Genomic DNA, 21,241 nt, shown 5'->3' on the forward strand with positions numbered 1-21,241 from the left:
CCGTGATTGTAGTCAAGGACTTGGTCCGTCAGTTCAAGTCCGGCGACCGGACCATCAAGCCGGTCAACGGCGTGAGCTTCGAACTTGAAAAGGGTTCGCTAGCATCCATCGTCGGCAAGAGCGGCAGCGGCAAGAGCACACTGTTGTCCCTCCTCGGCGCGCTGGACAAGCCCACTTCGGGAGACGTCGTCGTGGACGGCGTCAGCCTGGCGGGCCTACCGGACGGCAAACTGACCGAGTACCGTCGCCGGGACATCGGTTTTGTGTTCCAGCAGTTCAACCTGATCCCCAACCTCAGCGCCGTGGACAACGTCATGCTGCCCATGGAGTTCGCCGGTGTCCGAAAGTCGGCCCGTTTGCAGCGGGCCAAGGAGCTGCTGGAGCAGGTTCAACTGGATCCGGAGAAGCAGTCGCGCAGGACCAACAGGCTCTCCGGCGGCGAGCAGCAGCGCGTGGCCATTGCGCGGGCGCTGGCCAACGAACCCAAGCTGATCCTCGCCGATGAGCCCACCGGAAACCTTGATGAGCAAACCGGTGAGCACATCATCGAACTCCTCAGCTCACTGAGCCGCGACCACAACACCACCATCCTGGTGGTTACCCACGACCGCAGCCTGGCACAGAAGACCGAACGCTGCTTCCGGCTTCAGCAGGGTCGGCTCACGGAGGAGGCTAGAAGCGGATCGCGTCGATAACCTTGACGCGCACCGCCACCAGGGCAGGAATTGCTCCGGCGAGTGCGCCCACAAGGACGGCGGCACCGAACCCCAGCAGTGCTGCGTCGATGGGAAAGGCCGGATATTCGGTGAGTCCCGGCGCCACCTTCGATTCGATCCAGGGGTGTTTGACCACCGCGACGGCGAGCATCACTCCGGCGATCCCCGCAACAGCGGTGGCCACCACGGATTCCATCATGACGCCAACGAAGATGCGGCCCGATGTCGCTCCGAAGCTGCGCCGGATGCCGATTTCCCGCACCCGGTAACGAACGGTGACCATGGAGATGTTCAGCATGCCCACCGCGCCAAGCAGCAGCACCAGCCCGGCAACTCCGCCCACCACCAACTGCACGGGAGCCAACGGGTCGCCCCAGGCCGCGTAGTCAACCCGGTTGGCTTGGGCGTAGTAGCCGGGGAACTGTCCTTGGAGGTCGGCGGTGATTGCTCCCATGAGGGTGTCCGCTTGTTCCTCGCCCACCCATAGTTTGAACTCCGACATTTGCGGTTGCATGCCCGTCATGGCCGCGCCTTCGGTCAGGATGAACGCCGCAGGTGGCATGTCCGGATAGACGTCGGGCACCACTCCGATGATCACGGCCGTTGCCGGCTGGTCCCCTGGAATGGTGACTGTGGGGTGGGTGGTCAGGTTGGGCCTGCCCGCTTGGTTGTAGAACGCTTCGGAAACCACGACGGCGGGGGCCAGCCTTTGGCCGTCATCGGCAGCGAACCAGCTTCCTTGCAGGAGCGGGACGCGGTGGATGGTGCCATAGCCGATGTCCACGATGGTCATGCTCACCGGGGTCACTCCGCGGGGAAACTGGAACCCGGCCTGGGTCTGGCCCATGTGGGTGGAGGTGGTGATGCCGTAGCGCTGCTGGATCCCCTGGTACACCTTTTCGATCTTTGCCGGGTCCGGCGGGGTGGGGCCGTTGACGCTCAGGGCCAGCGTGGCAACCCTTCCCCCGTTGCGCTCGGACTGCACTTTGTAGCCTTCGCGGGCCAGGTTTCCCACGCCCACCACGGAGGTCAGGGCAGCTACGGACAGGGCAACACCCATGAGTGCCAGAAGGATTCTTACCTTGTTGATCCGGAGTTCCTGCCACGCTTCAACCAACGTGGAGACGAGGCCCGTCATGCGGACACCCCCGCTTCAGCGAGCGTGAGCGGGCTGAGAACCCCTGCATCCAGGCGATAGCAAGCCCGGGCCAGCGCTGCCACGTTGGTGTCGTGGGTGATGGTGACCAGGGCCGCGGCGGTTTCCGTGGCGACGGTGTCCAGCAGCGCCATGACCGACTGACCGGTCTCAACGTCCAGGGCACCCGTCGGCTCGTCGGCAAGGATGAGCCGGGGCCGGCGGACCAAGGCCCGAGCAATGGCAACGCGCTGCTGCTCACCGCCGGAGAGCATGTTGGGCATGGTGTTGGCACGGGCCGCGAGACCCACCCGGTCCAGCATGTCCATGGCCAGTTCCCGTCGACGCCAGAACTCCCGTCCTTTGGCGTAGAACAGCGGCGTGATCACGTTGTCCAACGCGGTACGCCCCGGCAGCAGGTTGAACTGCTGGAACACGAAACCTACGGTTGATCCCCGGAGGCGGGCGCGGGCGTTGTTGCCCAAACGGTCAGCGGGCTGGCCCAGGAACTCCAACTCCCCCGACGTCGGAACGTCCAACAGGCCCAGAAGGTTGAGCAAGGTGGATTTGCCGCACCCTGAACGACCCACGATCGCTGTGTGGTCTCCGCTGTGGACCTCCAAGTCGATGCCCTTGAGGATGTGAAGTTGTTGTTCATCCGGCAAGGTGACGGACCGGGTGACCGACCTGAGGCTGACGAGTGTTTCCTTGAGTTGTTCCATTGCCGCTAACCCGCCGGGGCCACGGCAACCTGCCCCGGACCCATAGGCCCTTGGACAGCCGGCGCGCCGGGTACGAATTCAAGAACCTGCTCGCCTTCGGCCAGCCCCGAGGTCACTTCCACCACCGAGCCGTCATTTAGCCCCAACTGGACCGTGCGCTGCTCGGGTGCGGCCCCTGCCCCAGCCGGCCCTGCGATCCAGACGATCCCGTCCTTCACGCTTCCCTTGACCGAGGTCAACGGGACAGTGACCACATCCGGCGCGACGCCCGCGCTGACTGTCATGGTGGCTCCCAGGCCAGCGAAGACCTGTTGGCCGGACGGGACGGCACAGCTCAGCGTTCCCGTCGGAGTGCCGCCCTCCTCGGGTTGGCTCGGCGCGCCCGGGCCGGCAACAGCCATGCCCACCCCCATTCCAGCACCTCCACCGCTGGCGACGGAACCGCCCGAGCCGGTGCCGCCGTCGTCGGACGCGTTGTTCTTGAGCGTCACTTCGGTGCACTGGAACGGCGCCGGGCCGCCCACCAAGGCGATTTCTGCCGGACCGGGCTTGCCGAGGAGCCGGTACTGCTGGGCAGCGGTCACTGAACCCGCCACGGTGTAGGTGCCGGGATCGATCTTGCCCACGGACTCACCAACGGTCACTTGCTGGTCGATGAGCGTGGAGAGTGACTGCAGGGTTCCTGCGCTGGGAGCCAGGATGTCCAAGTAGTCGTAGACCGGCTTCGGCGGGGTACCGTCCTTGGAAGGGGCGGCGTTGACGGCCCGCTCGGCCTTGACCTGGAACAGTGCGTCGCCCTTGGCAACGGTGGCACCCTGATCAACGAAGACCTTGATGACTTTACCGGCCGAGGTGCTGCGGACGGTGTCGGCTGCGTCGCTCTGGACTGTGCCCTTGATCTGTACGGTGTTAGTGACCGTGGCCCGCGTGGCCGGGACCACCGGAATGTCCACTTGGGCCAGCGGTGCCGGCTCGGATGCCGCAGACTCCATGCCATCAACAAAAGCGATCTTGACCAAGGCCACCGCGATAATCGCGAATACGGCCAACCAGGCAACCGGCAAAATGACGCGCCGAAAAATACCCATCCCTGCTCCATTTCGGTAACTCCCCACAGAACCTCTGCGAGGGATGATGGCCTAAGCCTAGGCGAGGAAATTCGCGTCGCCGGGCATTCGTGTGACTTGACAGAAGGCTTACCGTGTCGCGATCGTCCCGGACTGGTGCACCCGTTCCCGCCGGGCGCACCCCACATTCCCCGCGAGCGCACCCGTTCCCGCCGAGCGCACCCCACGTTCCCCGCGTGCGCACCCGTTTCCGCCGGGCGCACCTCACGTTCCCCGCGGGCGCACCCGTTCCCGCGGAGCGCACCAGAGGTTACGGGGGCGAGGGGCGCGAAAGGGTGCGGCACCCGCACACACGAACCCACGCACACACGAAACCCCGCACACTCCAAACCCCGCACACTCCAAGTCCGAGCCCCGCCCTGCATCGTGCGAGCGCACCCGTTCCCGCCGGACGCACCCCACGTTCCCCGCGGGCGCACCCGTTCCCGCCCCGTGCACCAGAGGTTACGGGGGCGGACGGCGCGAAAGGGTGCGGCACCCCATTGGCTTAGCCGCCAACCCTCGCCCTGAATGAGAGGATGAATCGCATGACTCTCCCCATAGCCAGGCCGTGGCTGTTCGAGCAAACCAACCAGGATCCACAGGCAGCTACAGGCCGTCCATTGCGGTGGGGTGTGGTGTCCACGGGCAACATCGCCAACAGCGTGTCCCAGGACCTGGCGCTGCTGGAAGACGCTGAGCTGTACGCAGTAAGTTCACGGACCCAAGCGGCGGCGGATACGTTCGCCGGTGCGCTCGGCTTCGCCAAGGGTTACGGTGACGACGGCGGTGTTACCGGCTACCAGCGGTTGTTCGCCGACCCCGCAGTGGATGTGGTGTACATCGCCACTCCGCATGCCCAGCACTTCCAAATCGCCTCGGCCGCGCTCCGGGCCAGCAAGCACGTCCTCTGCGAGAAGGCCCTGACCATCAACGCCCGCGAAGCGTCCGAACTGGTGAAGCTGGCCCGGGAAAACAACGTGTTCTTCATGGAGGCAGTCTGGAGCCGCTTCCTCCCGAGCATGCAACGCGCCTTCGAGATCGCCGCCTCCGGCGAGCTTGGGGACATCCAGTGGGTCAGCGCAGATCTGGGGTTCCCGGCACCCTACGATCCGACCGCCCGCATCTGGGCCCTCAACGATGGCGGCGGGGCGCTCCTGGACATCACCGTCTATCCCCTGCTCTGGGCACTTGGCACGCTGGGCTTCCCGCAGTCGGTCACCGCCGTCGGGTCGCTGAACGAGGATGGCGTGGACACCCAGAACGCCCTGACGCTCGGGTACGCCGACGGTGCGCAGGCGCAACTGACGTCGTCCCTGATGGCCCACGGGCCCCGCACCGCCACTGTTGCCGGCGGATTGGGCTTCCTGCAGACCGTCGGTTCGGTGAATAACCCGCGTGAACTGCTGGTCAAGGTCGGTTGGGACGAGCCGCGGCACGAGCACTTTGATGTGGTGGGCATCGGCTACACGTACGAGCTCCGCGAAGTAACGCGATGCGTGCAGCAGGGCCTCACGGAAAGCCCTGTCATGCCGCTGGAAGACTCGGTCAACGTCATGCGCCTTTTCGACGGGGTGCGCTCACAGCTGGGCATCCGCTACCCGAACGACGCACGGTGACTGCCCGCGCGGGTGACTGCCGCCGTCGTGATTTAACCCGGGTGCGTTAACGACCCCGCGTCGGCTGACGCGCTAATTTACGGTCCAGGGAGAGCGCGCCGGGACCCAGGAACACGAACGCCACCGAGATCGCGAAATAGATGATCAGGAGTTCGGCCGTCACGCCGGACGCGTCGGTCAGCAGCGGTTTGCCCGCCTCCGTCACGAACCAGATCGACGCGAACAGGATCGCAGCGAGGAACCCGGCCACCCGGGTCAGCGCACCCAGGACCAGCAACGTGCCAAGGCCGAGTTCTCCGGCGATGACCAACCAGGCGATGAGTTCGGGCTTCTGGACACCCATGGCGGCCACGGACGCGGCGAAAGCTGCGTGTCCGGCCATGAGCTTCTGCAGGCCGTGGACCACCATGAGCGCACCAAACACCACGCGCAGGATGGTGACGCCGCGGGAGGATGACTGGGGAGAGGGGTGAAGGAATTTCACGCCTACCAATCTTCCATGTCCTCGGCCAAGGCGCCAACCAAGCAAACCCCGCCCCACCCAACTGAGTGGCAGCAGAGCGCGTTTTCAGCTCTCAAAACGCGCTCTGCTGCTACCCAGTTGGGTGAGTAGGGGCAGAATGGAACGAGGCCCACGCTTGGGCATGGTTTTGTGGTGAGTGACGGACGGAGCGGGAATGCAGGTAGACGTTGTAGTTGTTGGTGGAGGAGCCATGGGATCGGCTGCCGCGTGGCAACTGTCCCGTTCCGGACACTCGGTGGTCCTCCTGGAACGGTTCGAGGCCGGCCACCACATCGGCGCGTCCCACGGCGCAACCCGCAACTTCAACACCGCCTACGCCGAGGCCGACTACCTGGACCTCCTGGCTGAATCCAAGACCCTCTGGGACGAACTTGCAGCGGAGTACGGCGCCCCGCTGCTGGACCTGGTGGGGCTTGCGAACCACGGCAACATCCCCAAGCTGGAGGTAATCCGCGAAGCCCACCAGGAACGCGGCATCGAGAGCTATTTCATTTCCGCGGACGACGCCGCCAATCGCTGGCAAGGCATGAACTTCGCCACCGACGTCCTCTTCGTGCCCGGGTCGGGGCGGATACGCTCTGCCGATGCCTTGGTGGCGCTGCGGCAATCCGCCGAAGCACACGGCGCCGTTTTCAAATACTCGACGCCGGTCCGGGACATCCGCGTGGACGGCGCCGAATCGGTGGTTGTGGTGACCGAAGAAACCGAATACAGGGCCAACCGGGTGGTGGTCACGGCCGGGGCATGGACCCCCAAAGTCATCAAGGACCACGCCAAACTCCCTGCACTGGTGGTCACCCAGGAGCAACCCGCCCATTTCACCCCGACGGACAACACCCTGGTCTGGCCCAGCTTCAACCACAACCCGGACCCGGATCCCAACAATGAGCTCTACGAATACTGGTTCAGCCCCGTGTACGGCATGCTCACCCCCGGCGAAGGCGTCAAGGCGGGCTGGCATGGTGTCGGCCCCGTCATGGACCCCGATGAGCGCACGTTCGAGCCCATCCCCCAGCAGCTCGAAGCCTTGGTGCGCTACGCAGAAGAGTGGCTTCCCGGCGTCGACCCTGCCACCGCGGTTCCCATCAGCTGCACGTACACCACCACCCCCACCGAAGACTTCGTGCTGGACCGCTTCGGTCCGCTGGTGGTGGGCGCCGGTTTCTCGGGCCACGGCTTCAAGTTCACGCCGGCTATTGGCCGGGTGTTGAAGGACATCGTCGACGGCGGGACGGCACCCGCGCGGTTCCTCGCCGACCGCTAGGAGTAAACCCGGCGGCGGACGCGAAAAGACCCCGCAAGCATGATGATGCTTGCGGGGTCTTTTTGCGTGGCTTAGCCCAGGGTCGCGAGGACCTTGTTGAACGTAGCCGACGGGCGCATGATTTCAGCGGCCTTGGCAGCGTCCGGACGGTAGTAACCGCCCAGGTCGAGGCCGGGACCCTGTACTGCGGCCAACTCGCCAACAATGGTGTCCTCGTTGGTGGTCAGGGCTTCAGCGATTGCCGCGAAGTCCTTGGCCAGCTCTGCGTCCTCGGTCTGCTTGGCCAGTTCCTGGGCCCAGTAAGTGGCCAGGTAGTAGTGGCTTCCGCGGTTGTCCAGCTCGCCGACGCTGCGGCGCGGGGACTTGTTTTCCAGCAGGAACGTACCCGTGGCGCGGTCCAGCGTGTCAGCGAGAACCTGTGCGCGGGCGTTGCCCGTGGTGGTGGCAAGGTGCTCGAAGCTCACGGCCAGGGCAAGGAACTCGCCCAGGCTGTCCCAACGGAGGTGGTTTTCCTTGACCAACTGCTGGACGTGCTTGGGAGCGGAGCCACCGGCGCCGGTCTCGAACAGGCCGCCACCGTTGATCAGCGGAACGATGGAGAGCATCTTGGCGCTGGTACCGAGCTCAAGGATCGGGAACAAGTCCGTGAGGTAGTCGCGGAGGACGTTGCCCGTGACGGAGATGGTGTCCTCACCCTTGCGGATGCGCTCCAAGGTGAAGGCCGTGGCCTCAACCGGGGAGAGGATCTCGATCTGCAGGCCCTCGGTGTCGTGTTCCTTGAGGTACTCGTCAACCTTGGCGATCAGGTTGGCGTCGTGCGCACGGGTCTTGTCCAGCCAGAACACGGCCGGGGTCTGGGACGCGCGGGCACGGGTGACAGCCAGCTTGACCCAGTCGCGGACCGGGACATCCTTGGTCTGGCAGGCGCGCCAGATGTCGCCCGGGGAGACTTCGTGCTCGATGAGGACCTTGCCGGCGCTGTTGACCAGCTGGACCGTGCCCGGAACCTCGATTTCGAAGGTCTTGTCGTGGCTGCCGTATTCTTCGGCGGCCTGCGCCATGAGGCCCACGTTGGGGACGGTGCCCATGGTGGTGGGATCAAACGCACCGTTGGCGCGGCAGTCATCCAGGACAACCTGGTAGACACCGGCGTAGGAGCTGTCCGGAAGGACGGCCAGGGTGTCGGCTTCCTTGCCGTCCGGGCCCCACATGTGGCCGGACGAGCGGATCATGGCGGGCATGGAAGCGTCCACGATGATGTCGGAAGGGACGTGCAGGCTGGTGATGCCCTTGTCGGAGTCCACCATGGCCAGCGCCGGACCATCTTCGAGGCCCTTGGTGATGGCAGCCTTCACGCCTTCGCGGACGTCTTCCGGGAGGTCTTCGAGACCGTTGAGGATGGCGGCCAGGCCGTTGTTGGGGCTGATGCCGGCGGCAGCGAGCTGCTTGCCGTAGGTGTCGAACAGCTCGGAGAAGTAAGCCTTGACCACGTGGCCGAAGATGATGGGGTCGGAGACCTTCATCATGGTTGCCTTCAGGTGGGCGGAGAAGAGGATGCCCTCTTCCTTGGCGCGGGCAACCTGTGCTTTGAGGAATTCGTCCAATGCTGCTGCGCGCAGGACGGTGCCGTCCACGATTTCGCCGGCCAGGACCGGGAAGTCCTTCTTCAGGACCTTGACGGAGCCGTCTTCACGGACGAGCTGGATGGTGAGGGAGTCATCCTTGTCCAGGACAACGGACTTCTCGTTGGAGCGGAAGTCATTCTCGCCCATCGTGGCGACGTTGGTCTTGGAATCGGAGCTCCAGGCACCCATGGAGTGCGGGTTCTGGCGGGCGTAGTTCTTCACCGACAGCGGCGCGCGGCGGTCGGAGTTGCCTTCGCGCAGTACCGGGTTCACTGCGGAGCCCTTGATCTTGTCGTAGCGCGAGCGGATGTCCGTCTCGGTGTCCGAGGAAGGGTTGTCCGGGTAGTCCGGAAGGGCGTAGCCCTGGGCCTGGAGTTCGGCGATGGCAGCCTTGAGCTGCGGCACGGAGGCACTGATGTTGGGCAGCTTGATGATGTTGGCTTCCGGCTGCTTTGCCAGTTCACCAAGTTCAGCAAGGGCGTTGCCGGTGCGCTGCTCTTCGGTCAGGAAATCGCCGAAAACGGCGATGATGCGGCCGGCCAGCGAAATATCGCGGGTCTCCACCTCTACACCTGCGGTCGAGGCATACGCTTCCACAATCGGCAGGAATGAGTAGGTTGCCAGCATCGGCGCTTCGTCTGTGTGGGTATAGATAATCTTGGCCATTGGCGGGGTTCTCCCTGAAAGTCTGCAGATTTCAACATCTCTAACTTACCCGAGCAGACCGTTTTGGCGGCTCTTCGTGTCCGGGATCACTCTGCGCGTTACCGCCCGGGAAAGCGATTTACGCCCGACGGCGACCTGACCGCCGCCGCTGCCGACCGCCGTCGTACGCCCCCTCCAGTAGCACGACAAGAAGTGACAGCAAAATATCACAAACTCTGAAACATCTCTTTACAAACTTGTCATACGCGCGATACCTTCGATTCCGTCAGTCGGCGGTCGCCATCACTGGCCGCCTCACTCCCTCGATAGGTAGGAACAACGTGACGAAAACCAAGACCCTGGCCACAAGCCTGCTGAGTCTGTCTGCTGCCGCGATCCTGGCGCTGGTTGGAACCACCAGTGCAAACGCGGCACCGGTCAACACCACAGACACCAGCGGCGCTGCGGTCAGCAGCCATGCAGCGTCCGACGCCGGCGCTGCAGACTACTGGACGCCGGAACGCATGAAGAACGCCAAATCCGGCGACATCCTCGCGGCCAAAGCACTGGACCGCGGAAAGCTCCTCAACCTCGGCAAAGCCCCGGTCACCGAAGCCCCGGGCGCCATCAGCAGCATCGAAGGCCAACAGGCCGCCACCGACTCCAAGGCCATCAACCTGAAGGTCAACCAGAGCGAAACACCGGTCAAGCACATCGGCAAGATCTTCTTCACCCTGGGCGGCGCCAACTACGTCTGCTCCGGCAACTCCGTGACCGCGGCAAACAAGAGCACCGTCTCCACCGCCGGCCACTGCGTCAACGAAGGACCCGGCGCTTACGCCACCAACTTCGTGTTCGTACCGGCATACCTCAACGGCGCAGCACCTTACGGGAAGTGGACGGCAAAGGCGCTGTACTCCCCCACCCAGTGGGCCTCCAACGGCAACATGCAGTACGACACCGCGTTCGCCGTCATGAACACCCTCAACGGCCAGAAGCTCGCCGACGTCGTGGGCTCCTCCGGCGTCCAGTTCAACGCCGCACGTGGCCTGAGCTACAAGTCCTTCGGCTACCCGGCCGCCTCCCCGTTCAACGGCGAATCGCTCAAGAGCTGCTCCGGAACCGCCACCAACGACCCCTACAACCCGCAGTTCGCAACCCAGGGAATCCCCTGCAACATGACCGGTGGCTCCTCGGGCGGTCCGTGGTTCATCGGCAACAGCTCCACCGGCTACCAGAACTCCATCAACAGCTACGGCTATGGCAGCAACTCCACCACCATGTACGGCCCCTACTGGGGCACCGTGATCCAGTCCACCTACAACACCGCGGCGGCTTCGTAACCGAATTAGCAAGTCCCTGTTAAGTACGACGGCGGCCGTCCCCTTCCGGGGGCGGCCGCCGTTGCGTTGTGCTGCTTTTCAGGCGCGCCAGGCGCCTGGTGTCCTAGTGGAAGAAGTGGCGTGCGCCGGTGAAGTACATGGTGATCCCGGCAGCGTTGGCTGCGGCGATGACTTCCTCGTCACGGACGGAACCGCCCGGCTGGACGACTGCGCGGACACCAGCGTTGATCAGGATCTCCAGGCCGTCGGCAAACGGGAAGAACGCATCCGATGCCGCAACGGCACCGCGTGCGCGCTCAGGTGCGTCGGCACCGCTGGCGTTGGACGCGCCGCCAGCACCTTCGACGTCGGACTCCACCGAAACGCCCAGCGTGTTGGCGCGCTCGACGGCCAGTCGGCAGGAATCCAGGCGGTTGACCTGGCCCATGCCGATGCCCACTGCGGCGCCGTGGTTCGCGAGCAGGATGGCGTTGGACTTGGCTGCGCGGCAGGCGGTCCAGGCGAAGGCGAGGTCCGCGAGGGTTGCCTCGTCGGCAGCTTCGCCAGCGGCGAGGGTCCAGTTGGCGGGGTTGTCGCCGTCGGCGTCAACCTTGTCGGACATCTGGACCAGGACACCGCCGGAAACCTGGCGCATCTCGGACGGGTAGCGGCCGTAGCCTTCAGGCAGGGCGAGCAGGCGGATGTTCTTCTTCTTGGAGAGGATCTCCACGGCTTCGGGCTCGAAGTCCGGGGCGATGACAACCTCAGTGAAGATGTCCGCGACCGTGCGAGCCATGCCGGCAGTAACCGTGCGGTTCGCTGCGATGACGCCGCCGAAAGCGGAGACGGGGTCGCAGGCGTGGGCCTTGGCGTGGGCGTCGGCGATGGGGTCTGCAGCGTCGGCGGAACCAACAGCTACGCCACACGGGTTGGCGTGCTTGATGATCGCGACGGCTGGCTCAGCGAAGTCGAAGGCAGCGCGGAGGGCGGCATCGGCGTCGACGAAGTTGTTGTAGCTCATGGCCTTGCCGTGCAGCTGGTCGGCCTGGGCGATGCCGGCGGGGGCAGCCTTGTCCACGTACAGTGCGGCCTGCTGGTGCGGGTTTTCGCCGTAGCGGAGGACCTCGGAACGCTCCAGCGCGAGGCCGGCGTAGGCGGGCCAGTCGATGATGCCATCCCCGTCTTCGTCCAGGAACTGGCTGGCAGTCCAGGAAGCAACAGCATTGTCGTAGCTGGCCGTGTGCGCGAAGGCCTTGGCAGCCAGGCGGCGACGGGTGTTCAGGTCGAAGCCCCCGTGAGCTGCGGCATCGACTACTGCGCCGTAGAAGTTGGGGTCCGTGACAATGGCGACGGCGGCGTGGTTCTTCGCTGCCGAACGCACCATCGCGGGGCCTCCGATGTCGATCTGCTCAACAACGTCGTCCTGCGCTGCGCCGGACTTCACGGTCTCGACGAACGGGTACAGGTTCACCACCACGAGGTCGAAGGTTTCGATCTCCATGCCTGCGAGGGTTTCCATGTGCGCCGGGACGCGACGGTCGGCCAGGATGCCGCCGTGCACGCGCGGGTGCAGGGTCTTGACGCGGCCGTCCAGCATTTCCGGGGAGCCGGTGACTTCTTCGACTTCCTTCACCGGGATGCCTGCGGCGGCGATCTTCTTGGCGGTGGAGCCGGTGGAAACAATGGCGACGCCGGCTGCGTGCAGGCCCTTCGCGAGCTCCTCCAGTCCCGTCTTGTCGTAAACCGAGATCAGTGCACGGCGGATGGGAACACGGTCAAGCTGCGTCAAGCTCACAAAAGTCTCCGTCTTAGTTCGCGTAGATGTCGCGGGTGGTGTCGCGGGTGTGGGATACGGAGAGTTTATCGCGTTTCGCTCGTTGGCTCGTTTTTGCGTCCTTGGGGCCTCGGGGCTCTTGCGTTGCGAGGCCCGCTCCGCAGGGCAACCCGCCCCATCCCCTGCACACCAGGCCCCACAAGTCGGGGCTCTTGCGTTGCGAGGCCCACTCCGCAGGGCAACCCGCCCCATCCCCTGCACACCAGGCCCCACAAGTCGGAGCCCCTGCGTTGCGAGGCCCACTCCGCAGGGTTACCCCGCCCCATTCCGTGCACACCAGGCCCCACAAGCTGGGGCCCTTGCGTTGCGAGGCCCACTCCGCAGGGCAACCCCCGCGAGAGAATTACGACGCCGGGCCTCGCCACCCGCGCGACACCAACGCATCGCGCACCTTACGTTCGGCGTTGGCCCATCCACCTTTCATCTGGACATCGGAGAACCTGAGCACGATCCAGCCCATAGCTCGAAGCCGGTCGTCACGTTCGATGTCTTTTCCCCACTGCACGGGGTCGGAGCGATGATGGTCCCCCTCATACTCCATGGCGATTTTGTACTCCATGTACTGGAGGTCCGGCGTGGATACATACCGCCCGTGTTCATCGAAGACGGGTTGCGTGACTGCTGGCTCCGGCAGACCGGCGTCGACGATTTTCAACCGCAGCCGGGATTCCTGCGGCGAGTCGACCCCAACGCGGAGCAACGGCAGTATCTCCCGGGCCATCCTGATTCCCTTGACCTTCGGTCGCCGGTCGATGACTTCCTGGATCGCCTCGATCGAGGACAACGGATTCCCCCGAGCCAACAAAAAGTCGCCGGCAGCCACCAGGGAAGACCGCCCCATATGCCGGGCCAAATCCAACCAGGTCCACTCGGGCGACGTCAGCTGGACCCCGTTCACTACACGAACATCCTTGGCCAAGAGCGGAGCCCGATGACCCACCACACCGCGTCGCTTTACCCTGCCAATCTCGTGTCGTCGCGTCACATGAATAACGCCGTTGTTGCCCTCTTCCTCCAGATATATCGGAAGCGGGATCGACCAGAGGAGCGCAGAAGTCACATGGCTGACCGCACATCTGGGCGTGACGGCCGTGTGCAGCCGTGCGAGTAGCGCCACATTGGGACTATCGCTTCGATTAAGCCTGATGCCCCGGCTGGGTGTGACCAGGCCTGCCGACTGAAGCCTCCCGCGTGGCACGCCAGCCGCGTACGCATCTCTGACAAGGAAGCCTGCCGGGTCGATCTCCGACGGCAGAGGCATGGGTTTTCGCATTGGACCATGCTTGCCGGAATCGGTCAGCGGCGTTCTGTTATCCACAGATTTGGCCCTGAGGGGCGCTGTGACTGTTCCTCCACAGAAATCGCGCCCCCGTTGCGAGGCCCACTCTGCACGCTCAGCGCGACCCAAACCCTGCAGATCAGGCCCCGCAACGGAGAGCCCAAGCACTGCGAGGCCCACTCTGCACGCCAAGCGCGGCCCATACCCTGCAAAGCAGGCCTCACAACGGAGAGCGCGCGCACTGCGAGGCCCACTCTGCACGCTAAGCGCGCCCCAAACCCTGCAAAGCAGGCCCCGCAACATAGGGTTGTGCCATGGAAGACCCCCAGGATGTCGTTCTTGTTGCCGATGTAGGGAAGAGCCGGTGCCGCGTGGAGTTGCGCCGCGGTTCGGAGTTGCTGGGCGCCGCGGACCAGCACGGCTTCCCGGGAGTGCATGTGGACAACGGCCCCACCCTCGCGTTCGATCTCCTGCTTGAGACCGTTGCACTGCTCCCGCCGGGCCTCCCCCTCACCACGGTCACAGGCATCGGGGCTGCCGTGGCCGGCGTCGAAGCCTCTGCACAGAAGTCACAGGAGCTCGCCACCATGTTGTCCCAACGTTTCGGCGTCCCGGCAGCGGTCCTCTCCGATGCCACCGCCGCCCAACTCGGCGCGCTCCAGGGCGCCCCCGGAACCGCGTTGATCGTGGGCACCGGTGCCGTCGCTTTCCGCTTCGACGAGTTGGGGGTCCTCCACCGGGCCGACGGCTGGGGTCCCTACCTCGGCGATCGCGGCAGCGGCCGTTGGATAGGCCAGCAGGGTCTTCAGGCAGTTCTCGAAGCGCACGACGGCGGCCCGGCCACATCGTTGTCGGCCGCGGCTGGCCCTCTGGTCGAGTCCCCGGAAATGCTCCCGGGATGGCTTGCCGAACAAGAAAACCCCTACAGGGCGATGGCCCGTTTCGCGCCGCTGGTTCTGCAGGCAGCGGAGGCGGGTGACGCCGTCGCACTTAACATCGTTGGTGAGGCGTGCGGCATCCTGACGGCGACAGTGCAAAGAGCCGCCAGCGACGGTGCGGGCAATAAACAGCGTGTGGCGCTGCTGGGCGGAGTGGTGGGATCGGACTTCTTCGCGGCGCTCTTGCGCAAGTCCCTCGCTTCGGCTGGGATTGAGGTGGTGGTCCCGCTGGGCGATGGCTTGGACGGTGCTGCCCTCGCTGCGACGCGCCGCGGGCTCATCCAGGAAAGGTACATCCACCGTGACGGAACAAACTGGCCCGACTGACGCCGACAAACTTGCGGGCCTGCGCACGGAACTCGCCGGATTACAGACCGAAGCCACCGCCGAGGGCCTGGAGAACCTGGACATCCTGGGCACCGAGGAACTCGTGGCCGCCATGCTGGCACACACTGCAGGGGTGCACGCTGCCGTTGAAGCGGCCAGTCCCGCGATTGTCCAAACGGTCGACGCCGTTGCGGAGCGACTCCAGCGCGATGGTCGCCTTTTGTATGTGGGCGCCGGAACGGCCGGTCGGCTGGGTGTGCTCGACGCGAGCGAGTGCCCGCCAACGTTCGGCACGCCGCCGGGTCTGGTGGTCGGACTGATCGCCGGGGGTACCAAAGCGATCCAACATCCGGTGGAGTACGCCGAGGACAACGCAACTGCCGGCGCGCGCGACCTGCACGATATCAGCGTGACCGAAGCGGACGCCGTCGTCGGTATCACTGCCTCCGGGAGGACGCCGTACGTGATCGGCGCGCTTGAGGAGGCACGGAAGCGCGGTGCGTTTACGGCGTCGCTGGCGTGCAACAAGGGTTCGGCAGTGAGCCATGTGGCCGATGCGGCGATCGAGGTTGTGGTGGGTCCGGAGTTCATCGCCGGCTCAACCAGGCTGAACTCGGGCACTGCCCAGAAACTTGTCCTCAACATGATCAGCACGTTGGTAATGGTGAAGCTCGGCAAGACGTACGGGAACCTCATGGTCGATCTGCGTGCCACGAACGAGAAGCTGCTTGCCCGATCGCAGCGGACCGTGCAGCACGCCACCGGCGTTTCGGCGCAGGAAGCGGCTGCGGCGTTGGACTCCGTTGGCGGCTCCGTTAAGGCAGCAATTCTGGTGCTCCTCACGGGCATCGAAGCCTCCGCGGCGAAGGGCGCGCTTGAGGAAGCGGGCGGTTTCCTGCGCAGGGCCATCGAGAACCAGAAGTAACGTTGGCCGGGAGGGCCTAAGGTGTTGGCCGGCAGGGCCTAAAGTTGCATGCAGGAGGCCCTATGAATACATACACAACCGTGCCCAGCGGCGAACAAGTGGTGCAGGAACTGCCGTGGCGGTGGAAGGTCCAAGGCAAGATCTTCGTCATCGGCGGCCTTGGATTCATGTTCGACGCCTGGGACGTGACGCTCAACGGCATCCTGATCCCGTTGCTGTCCAAGCACTGGTCCCTGCAACCCGCTGACGCTGCCTGGATTGGGACAGCCAACCTGATCGGGATGGCTGTGGGTGCGTTCGCGTGGGGCACCATTGCCGACACCATCGGGCGCCGGAAGGCGTTCACGGCCACCCTCCTGATCTTCAGCATCTTCACGGTTCTTGGCGCATTCTCACCGGACATCGTGTGGTTCTGCATTTTCCGTTTCATGGCTGGATTCGGCCTGGGCGGCTGCATCCCCGTTGACTACGCCTTGGTGGGTGAGTTCACGCCACGCAAGCAAAGAGGCAAAGTCCTCACGGCCATGGATGGCTGGTGGCCGGTGGGGGCGGCGCTGTGTGGTTTCCTGTCTGCGTGGCTCGTGGCAGCTTTCGGCGACTGGCGGCTCACCATGCTGATCATGGTGCTGCCCGCGTTGCTCGTGTTCTGGGTGCGCCGATCGGTCCCCGAGTCGCCGTTGTTCCTGATCCGCAAGGGCCGGCGTGCTGAAGCTGCGGCTGTCATCGACGGCTTGGTCGACGCCACGGGTGCCGAGCCGCGGGCCTACAGTTTGCCGGAGCCGCAGGCCGCACCACGGCTCTCGGCCGGCAGCGCGTGGACGCAACTTCAAAAGATCTGGCAGTTCAACTGGAAGATCACCACCACGGCCTGGGCCTTGTTCTTCTCCGTGCTTCTTGTCTATTACCTGTCGCTGACCTGGATGCCACGGATTCTCATCGGCGCCGGGTTCGAGGAATACAAGGCGTTCGTCACGACGGCGGGTATGGCCGCCGTCGGGCTTTTGGGCGTGGTGGTTGCTGCGCTGCTGGTGGAGCGGGTGGGCCGCAAGTGGATCCTGGCCATCACCGGTCCCCTGTCCGCGGTAACGCTGGTGATCGTGGCGCTTGTGGTGGACGTTCCCTCGGCTGCCGTGTTCTGGCTGCTGGTGTTCGGGTTCGTGGTCCAGGTGGCCATACCGGTGCTGTACGCCTACGTGTCCGAGCTGTATCCCACCGAGCTTCGCGGCTCCGGCTTCGGCTGGGCCTCGACGTTCTCCCGCATCGGCGCGGGCTTTGGGCCCCTGGTGTTTGCGTCGTTCTTCTGGCCGGAGTTTGGGTTGGCGACGTCGTTTGCCCTTGCCGGCGGCCTGGTGCTTGTCTCCGTGCTGTGGATGGCGTTCTTCGCGCCGGAAACCAAGCAGCGCACCCTCGACTAACCTGCCCACCCAACTAGGGGACAGCTATTGCTCTACTGAGTGCCCAGAAGGACGTTTGCTGTCCCCTAGTTGGATGGCCACCCTTGTTGTTCCAGCGCCCGCCGCACCTTGCGCACCGCGGTGACTGCGCCCGTGGACATATGCCGCTTCGAGATCCGAACCAGGATCCACCCCGCGCGGCTGTAATCCTCTTCGCGGGCAATGTCCCTGACGATTTGCTCCGCGTCCGAATGCCCCTCCCCCTCGTATTCGACGCCGACCCGCCACTCGCGATAGCCGAGATCAGGTTGACGTACGACGCCGGGACCCAGTTCCGTACGAACGTTGACTTGCGCCGTGGGCAGCCCAGCCCGCTCCAGTGCTAGCCTCAGCCGCGTTTCAGGAGCGGAATCGGCACCCACTACCGCCTGCTCCAAAGCGAGGCGGGCCTTGCGGATTCCCGGTGTCCCCCAGTGTCGGTCCAGCATCTCTTCAAGGCCATCCGTGGTGCAATATGGCTCCGATCGGTCTTCGAATTCCGGCCTCGGAATACGGAGCAAATGATCGGCCACTACAGTGATTTCGTCGATGTCCATCTTCCGGGAGCAGTCCAGCCATGTCCGGGCTCGACTGGTAACGAAAAGTCCGTTGAGCGTGGTGATTTCGTCCTCGAAGAATTGTCCCTTGTGCGCAATGACACCCCTGCGGCGTACTCGCCCCAGTGTGTCGGGCCTTGAAATGTGAATGCCTGGTTCATGGCTCTTGGGAAGGAATCCGGGGAATTTCCAGAGCAGGAAGGCCGTGGCATGCGAAGCCGCGGAGAACCGGGTCACCAAAGTCAGGGGCCGGGTACGATCAGCGAGCGACGTTTCTCCGCCTGCCTGGGGAACGCGGATCTGCCGGCTCGGTATTTCCAAGTCTCTGTACTTCAGGCGCCCAACTGATACACCGGCGTCGAGCGCTTCCTGACTGGTGAACGGCGCGGAAGCCAAGTTCAGCGGCAGCGGCTTGGGGATCTTCATGAGCCCATGCTGGCAAAAGTGCCGAGTGCGTGGGGCGTTATCCACAGGCCCAGGGCCACAACGGGAAACTGGGGGACAGCTCCGGCTCCATTGGGGGCTCAGACCGGCGTTATCTGTCCCCTAGTTGGGCGCGGGTGCGGGTCCGGGTCCGGGCTAGTGAGCGGCGAGGTCTGCGAGGGTTTGGACCAGCAGCCGGCGCTCCACGATCTTGATGCGCTCGTGCAGGGTTTCCTCGGTGTCCTCCGGAAGCACGGAGACGGCTTCCTGGGCGATGATGGGGCCCGTGTCCACGCCGGCGTCGGCCCAGTGGACGGTGCAGCCGGTGACTTTCACGCCGTAGGCCATCGCGTCGCGGACACCGTGGGCGCCAGGGAAGGACGGGAGCAAGGCAGGGTGGGTGTTGACGTACTTGCCACCGAAGGCATCGATGAAGTCGGCGCTGACGATCCTCATGAATCCGGAGGAAACCACCACGTCCGGGCTGTAGGAAAGCACCTTGTCGCGCAGGGCAGCGTCCCACTCCGCGCGGGTTTCGAAGGAGTTGAAGTTCACCACGAACGTCTCGATGCCCGCTTCGTCGGAACGCTCCACGCCGTACGTGTCGGGCCGGTCCGCACCCACAGCGGCGATCTCGACGTCCAGTTCACCCGACTTCACGGCGTCGATGACAGCCTGAAGATTGGAACCGGTACCGGAGACGAGGACAACAATGCGCATTGCACTAGCTTATGGGCGGCTCGCGTAGGCTGGAAAACATGAATCCCGACGTCGGTCCCAAGCCGAGCCAGCAATCCCGCTCCGAGGCCGAAAAGTCCACGCTCGGCGTGACCCAGATCCTGTTCCGCGCGTTCCTTTTGACGGCCCTTGGCGCGTTCTTCGTGTTCTCCCTGAACGTGGATTACGTCTGGCTGAGCGCCATCCTCACCCTCGCCGCCGGGGTGTTGGGCGTGGTGGTGCTGGTGCGGACAGTGAAGTTCAAGCAGCCCCGCCTCATCCTGTTCGGGACCATCTCAGGCCTGATCGTCACCGCCGTGATGTGCCTGCTCATCCTGACGTCGGTGCTCTTCTTCAACCAGGTCAGCACGTACCAGGATTGTTCTCGTAGTGCCCTCACGGAATCCGCGAAGACGCAGTGCCTGACCCAGTTGGAAAAGTCCATGCCGGGCCCGATGCGCTGACCGGCGTCCGCTTAAGCGGCCGCTGACCCGCTCAGGCGTGTTCGTCGTCGTACGCTGCTTCGTCGAGGTTCGCCTCGCGCAGCTTCTGGCGGCGTTCCAGCCAGGGCCCCACTGCGTAACCAATCACGACGCCGATCCCCACTTCGGCGGCCAGCCAGACTGCCGTCCACAGCGGGTGGGGTCCGATTTCCGTGAGCCGGCCAATGCCCGCGGAACCGCGGGCGATCCACGCCATGGCCCCGCCCAACAGCCCTGCGACAGCGCCAATGAACGCGCCGAGGAACAGCGTTGATGCCGCCGCGGTGAACCAACGGGTTTTGATCTTGATGGAGAGCCATTCGTCGAAGTGGTTTTCGCCTTCGCGCAGGAACCACCAGCCTGCCAATATTCCGGCGACCACCGGCAGCGCCAGGGCGGCTGAACCGAAGTCGAGCTGTCCGGCCGGGAGCCCTCCCAAAATGGGTACGGCGGGGAGCGGTCCAACCACGGTGCCCAGTGGACCTGCCGTGGAGCCGACCCCCAAAGAGAAGCCCGCGCCGGAGGACCAGGAAAGCGCAAAGATGACGAGGTTTGGCAGAAAGCCGAGCTGCGCGATCGTGAGTACGGCACCGCCCAGTGCACCGGCCTGGATACCCTCGTAGACGGCAATAATGTCCGTCCAATGCCACACGATGGTGACGGCGAGCAGTACCGCCGACAGGCCCACGGCGGCCATGATCGCCACAAAACCGGCCTTCAACGCGGAGCCCACATAGGAGCCTGCCCACCGTGAATGCTGGCTGGTCTTCGAGAGCCACGCGACGGCGTCGACGCCAATGAGCCGGCTCCAGGAACCGGCCTCGCGGCGGGCACCGACGATCATGCCCAGGGCAAAGGAAATCAGCGGGATCATCATGGCGTACCAGAGGTTGATAACCACTTCCGGTGTACGGCACACGAACCCGGTAGCCGTCCCGAACGCGGCGTACACCACGAACGCGCCCATGAATGCCTGCCACAGCTGGTCCGTGTACGAGGCACGGGCAAGCCGACGGCCCGCACGCCAAGCCAACAGGAACGGGATGAGCGTCAGACCCAGCGGGTGCAGGGACAACAGGCCCGATCCCGGTTGCGCCGCCGTTCCCATGTCCACATGCGCGAGTTCCAGGGGCACACCGTGGATCAACAGCCAGGCTTGGCCGGCCAGACGGGCCAGGGAGTCGACGTTCCGGTCCTGAAAACCGTCGGTCGCCCACACCCCCACCAGCGGCAACACCACAACAATGGCCGAAATGAACGCCGACTGAGCCGCTTCCAAACCGCCCTGCAGCCAAAGGGGCATTGGGAGGCCACGGTTTCCGGTCTGATCAGCGCGCAGTTTCATCGTGATCTATCGTGCCATGGTGGGCAGCACTCGCCCGTCAGACTCCCCCGAAATACCGCGAATTCCTGCGCTTTTTCCCGTGGGCCGCCGTAAGATGGGAGGTGTTCTCCCGGGGCAGATGACCGCCCCCAACTGATGTTGAAAGACCCGGAAACAATCGAAGCCGGGAACTAGGAGCGGCCAATGGATAGGTGTCACAACTTCTAAACGGAAAGTCGTACTAGCAGCTGGTGCAGCCACCTTCGGATTCTTTTCCCAGGCTGCACCAGCCTTCTTTTTCCCTGGCCCTCCCTTCCTGGCCTCC

18 protein-coding genes are annotated in these 21,241 nt (G+C 64.6%); 8 read left to right on the forward strand and 10 right to left on the reverse strand.

Features of this window, described 5'->3' with window-relative positions; translation table 11 throughout:
- The first annotated feature begins 2 nt into the window (after positions 1–2).
- Positions 3–695 carry an ABC transporter ATP-binding protein gene (locus AC5RU9_RS14100; protein WP_309990690.1) on the forward strand — a complete coding sequence of 231 codons (693 nt, stop codon included), beginning with the start codon at positions 3–5 and terminating at the stop codon, positions 693–695.
- Here the strand turns inward: AC5RU9_RS14100 and AC5RU9_RS14105 are convergent.
- From AC5RU9_RS14105 to AC5RU9_RS14115, 3 genes are read right to left on the reverse strand one after another with little or no spacing between them, the layout of a single operon-like run.
- Positions 673–1,854: an ABC transporter permease gene (locus tag AC5RU9_RS14105; RefSeq protein ID WP_494016916.1), complete on the reverse strand. Its 1,182-nt coding sequence runs from the start codon at positions 1,852–1,854 to the stop codon at positions 673–675. The two genes, AC5RU9_RS14100 and AC5RU9_RS14105, sit on opposite strands and share 23 nt — an antisense overlap.
- Positions 1,851–2,573: an ABC transporter ATP-binding protein gene (locus AC5RU9_RS14110; RefSeq protein WP_494016917.1), complete on the reverse strand. Its 723-nt coding sequence runs from the start codon at positions 2,571–2,573 to the stop codon at positions 1,851–1,853. Before AC5RU9_RS14110 ends, AC5RU9_RS14105 begins: the two co-directional genes overlap by 4 nt.
- Positions 2,574–2,578: 5 nt before the next feature.
- On the reverse strand, positions 2,579–3,661 hold the full coding sequence (locus AC5RU9_RS14115; RefSeq protein WP_494016918.1) for an efflux RND transporter periplasmic adaptor subunit: 1,083 nt from the start codon (positions 3,659–3,661) through the stop codon (positions 2,579–2,581).
- A gap of 566 nt (positions 3,662–4,227) precedes the next feature.
- Here AC5RU9_RS14115 and AC5RU9_RS14120 point away from each other — a divergent pair.
- Positions 4,228–5,298, forward strand: coding sequence for a Gfo/Idh/MocA family protein (locus AC5RU9_RS14120; protein WP_494016919.1), 1,071 nt, complete (start codon positions 4,228–4,230; stop codon positions 5,296–5,298).
- A gap of 46 nt (positions 5,299–5,344) precedes the next feature.
- Here the strand turns inward: AC5RU9_RS14120 and AC5RU9_RS14125 are convergent, their stop codons facing one another.
- Positions 5,345–5,782: a DoxX family protein gene (locus tag AC5RU9_RS14125; RefSeq protein ID WP_494016920.1), complete on the reverse strand. Its 438-nt coding sequence runs from the start codon at positions 5,780–5,782 to the stop codon at positions 5,345–5,347.
- Between the two features lie 193 nt (positions 5,783–5,975).
- Here AC5RU9_RS14125 and AC5RU9_RS14130 point away from each other — a divergent pair, with 193 nt between their 5' ends.
- On the forward strand, positions 5,976–7,085 hold the full coding sequence (locus tag AC5RU9_RS14130; protein WP_494016921.1) for an FAD-dependent oxidoreductase: 1,110 nt from the start codon (positions 5,976–5,978) through the stop codon (positions 7,083–7,085).
- 71 nt (positions 7,086–7,156) lie between these two features.
- Here the strand turns inward: AC5RU9_RS14130 and AC5RU9_RS14135 are convergent, their stop codons facing one another.
- Positions 7,157–9,376: an NADP-dependent isocitrate dehydrogenase gene (locus AC5RU9_RS14135; protein ID WP_494016922.1), complete on the reverse strand. Its 2,220-nt coding sequence runs from the start codon at positions 9,374–9,376 to the stop codon at positions 7,157–7,159.
- A gap of 215 nt (positions 9,377–9,591) precedes the next feature.
- Between AC5RU9_RS14135 and AC5RU9_RS14140 the strand changes: the two genes are divergently transcribed.
- On the forward strand, positions 9,592–10,698 hold the full coding sequence (locus AC5RU9_RS14140; protein ID WP_494017136.1) for a trypsin-like serine peptidase: 1,107 nt from the start codon (positions 9,592–9,594) through the stop codon (positions 10,696–10,698).
- A 103-nt stretch (positions 10,699–10,801) separates the two neighbouring features.
- Here the strand turns inward: AC5RU9_RS14140 and purH are convergent, their stop codons facing one another.
- Both purH and AC5RU9_RS14150 read right to left on the reverse strand, forming a co-directional pair.
- On the reverse strand, positions 10,802–12,472 hold the full coding sequence (gene purH / locus AC5RU9_RS14145; RefSeq protein WP_494016923.1) for a bifunctional phosphoribosylaminoimidazolecarboxamide formyltransferase/IMP cyclohydrolase: 1,671 nt from the start codon (positions 12,470–12,472) through the stop codon (positions 10,802–10,804).
- A 382-nt stretch (positions 12,473–12,854) separates the two neighbouring features.
- Complete coding sequence (locus AC5RU9_RS14150) at positions 12,855–13,409, reverse strand: endonuclease domain-containing protein (RefSeq protein ID WP_494016924.1); 555 nt, start codon at positions 13,407–13,409, stop codon at positions 12,855–12,857.
- 695 nt (positions 13,410–14,104) lie between these two features.
- On the opposite strand from AC5RU9_RS14150, the gene AC5RU9_RS14155 reads away from it, so the two are divergent.
- The 3 genes from AC5RU9_RS14155 to AC5RU9_RS14165 all read left to right on the forward strand — a co-directional run bounded on the left by AC5RU9_RS14155 (position 14,105) and on the right by AC5RU9_RS14165 (position 17,395).
- The gene (locus AC5RU9_RS14155) at positions 14,105–15,055 is read left to right on the forward strand and encodes an N-acetylglucosamine kinase (protein ID WP_494016925.1); all 951 of its coding nucleotides are present in this window, start codon (positions 14,105–14,107) and stop codon (positions 15,053–15,055) included.
- On the forward strand, positions 15,030–15,980 hold the full coding sequence (gene murQ, locus AC5RU9_RS14160) for an N-acetylmuramic acid 6-phosphate etherase (RefSeq protein WP_494016926.1): 951 nt from the start codon (positions 15,030–15,032) through the stop codon (positions 15,978–15,980). Before AC5RU9_RS14155 ends, murQ begins: the two co-directional genes overlap by 26 nt.
- A gap of 62 nt (positions 15,981–16,042) precedes the next feature.
- A complete protein-coding gene (locus AC5RU9_RS14165; RefSeq protein WP_211713033.1) occupies positions 16,043–17,395 on the forward strand; it encodes an MFS transporter in 1,353 nt (450 codons plus the stop codon).
- 65 nt (positions 17,396–17,460) lie between these two features.
- Here AC5RU9_RS14165 and AC5RU9_RS14170 read toward each other — a convergent pair whose 3' ends face one another.
- Both AC5RU9_RS14170 and purN read right to left on the reverse strand, forming a co-directional pair.
- Complete coding sequence (locus AC5RU9_RS14170; RefSeq protein WP_494016927.1) at positions 17,461–18,396, reverse strand: endonuclease domain-containing protein; 936 nt, start codon at positions 18,394–18,396, stop codon at positions 17,461–17,463.
- A 153-nt stretch (positions 18,397–18,549) separates the two neighbouring features.
- On the reverse strand, positions 18,550–19,113 hold the full coding sequence (gene purN, locus AC5RU9_RS14175) for a phosphoribosylglycinamide formyltransferase (RefSeq protein WP_494016928.1): 564 nt from the start codon (positions 19,111–19,113) through the stop codon (positions 18,550–18,552).
- A gap of 11 nt (positions 19,114–19,124) precedes the next feature.
- Between purN and AC5RU9_RS14180 the strand changes: the two genes are divergently transcribed.
- A complete protein-coding gene (locus AC5RU9_RS14180; RefSeq protein WP_494016929.1) occupies positions 19,125–19,574 on the forward strand; it encodes a hypothetical protein in 450 nt (149 codons plus the stop codon).
- A 31-nt stretch (positions 19,575–19,605) separates the two neighbouring features.
- On the opposite strand, the gene AC5RU9_RS14185 is transcribed toward AC5RU9_RS14180, so the two are convergent.
- Entirely contained in the window at positions 19,606–20,937 is a 1,332-nt protein-coding gene (locus tag AC5RU9_RS14185) for a cell division protein PerM (RefSeq protein ID WP_494016930.1), read from the reverse strand.
- Between the last annotated feature and the right edge of the window lie 304 nt (positions 20,938–21,241).

The sequence above is a fragment of the Arthrobacter sp. B0316-5-4 genome (genome assembly GCF_059090325.1).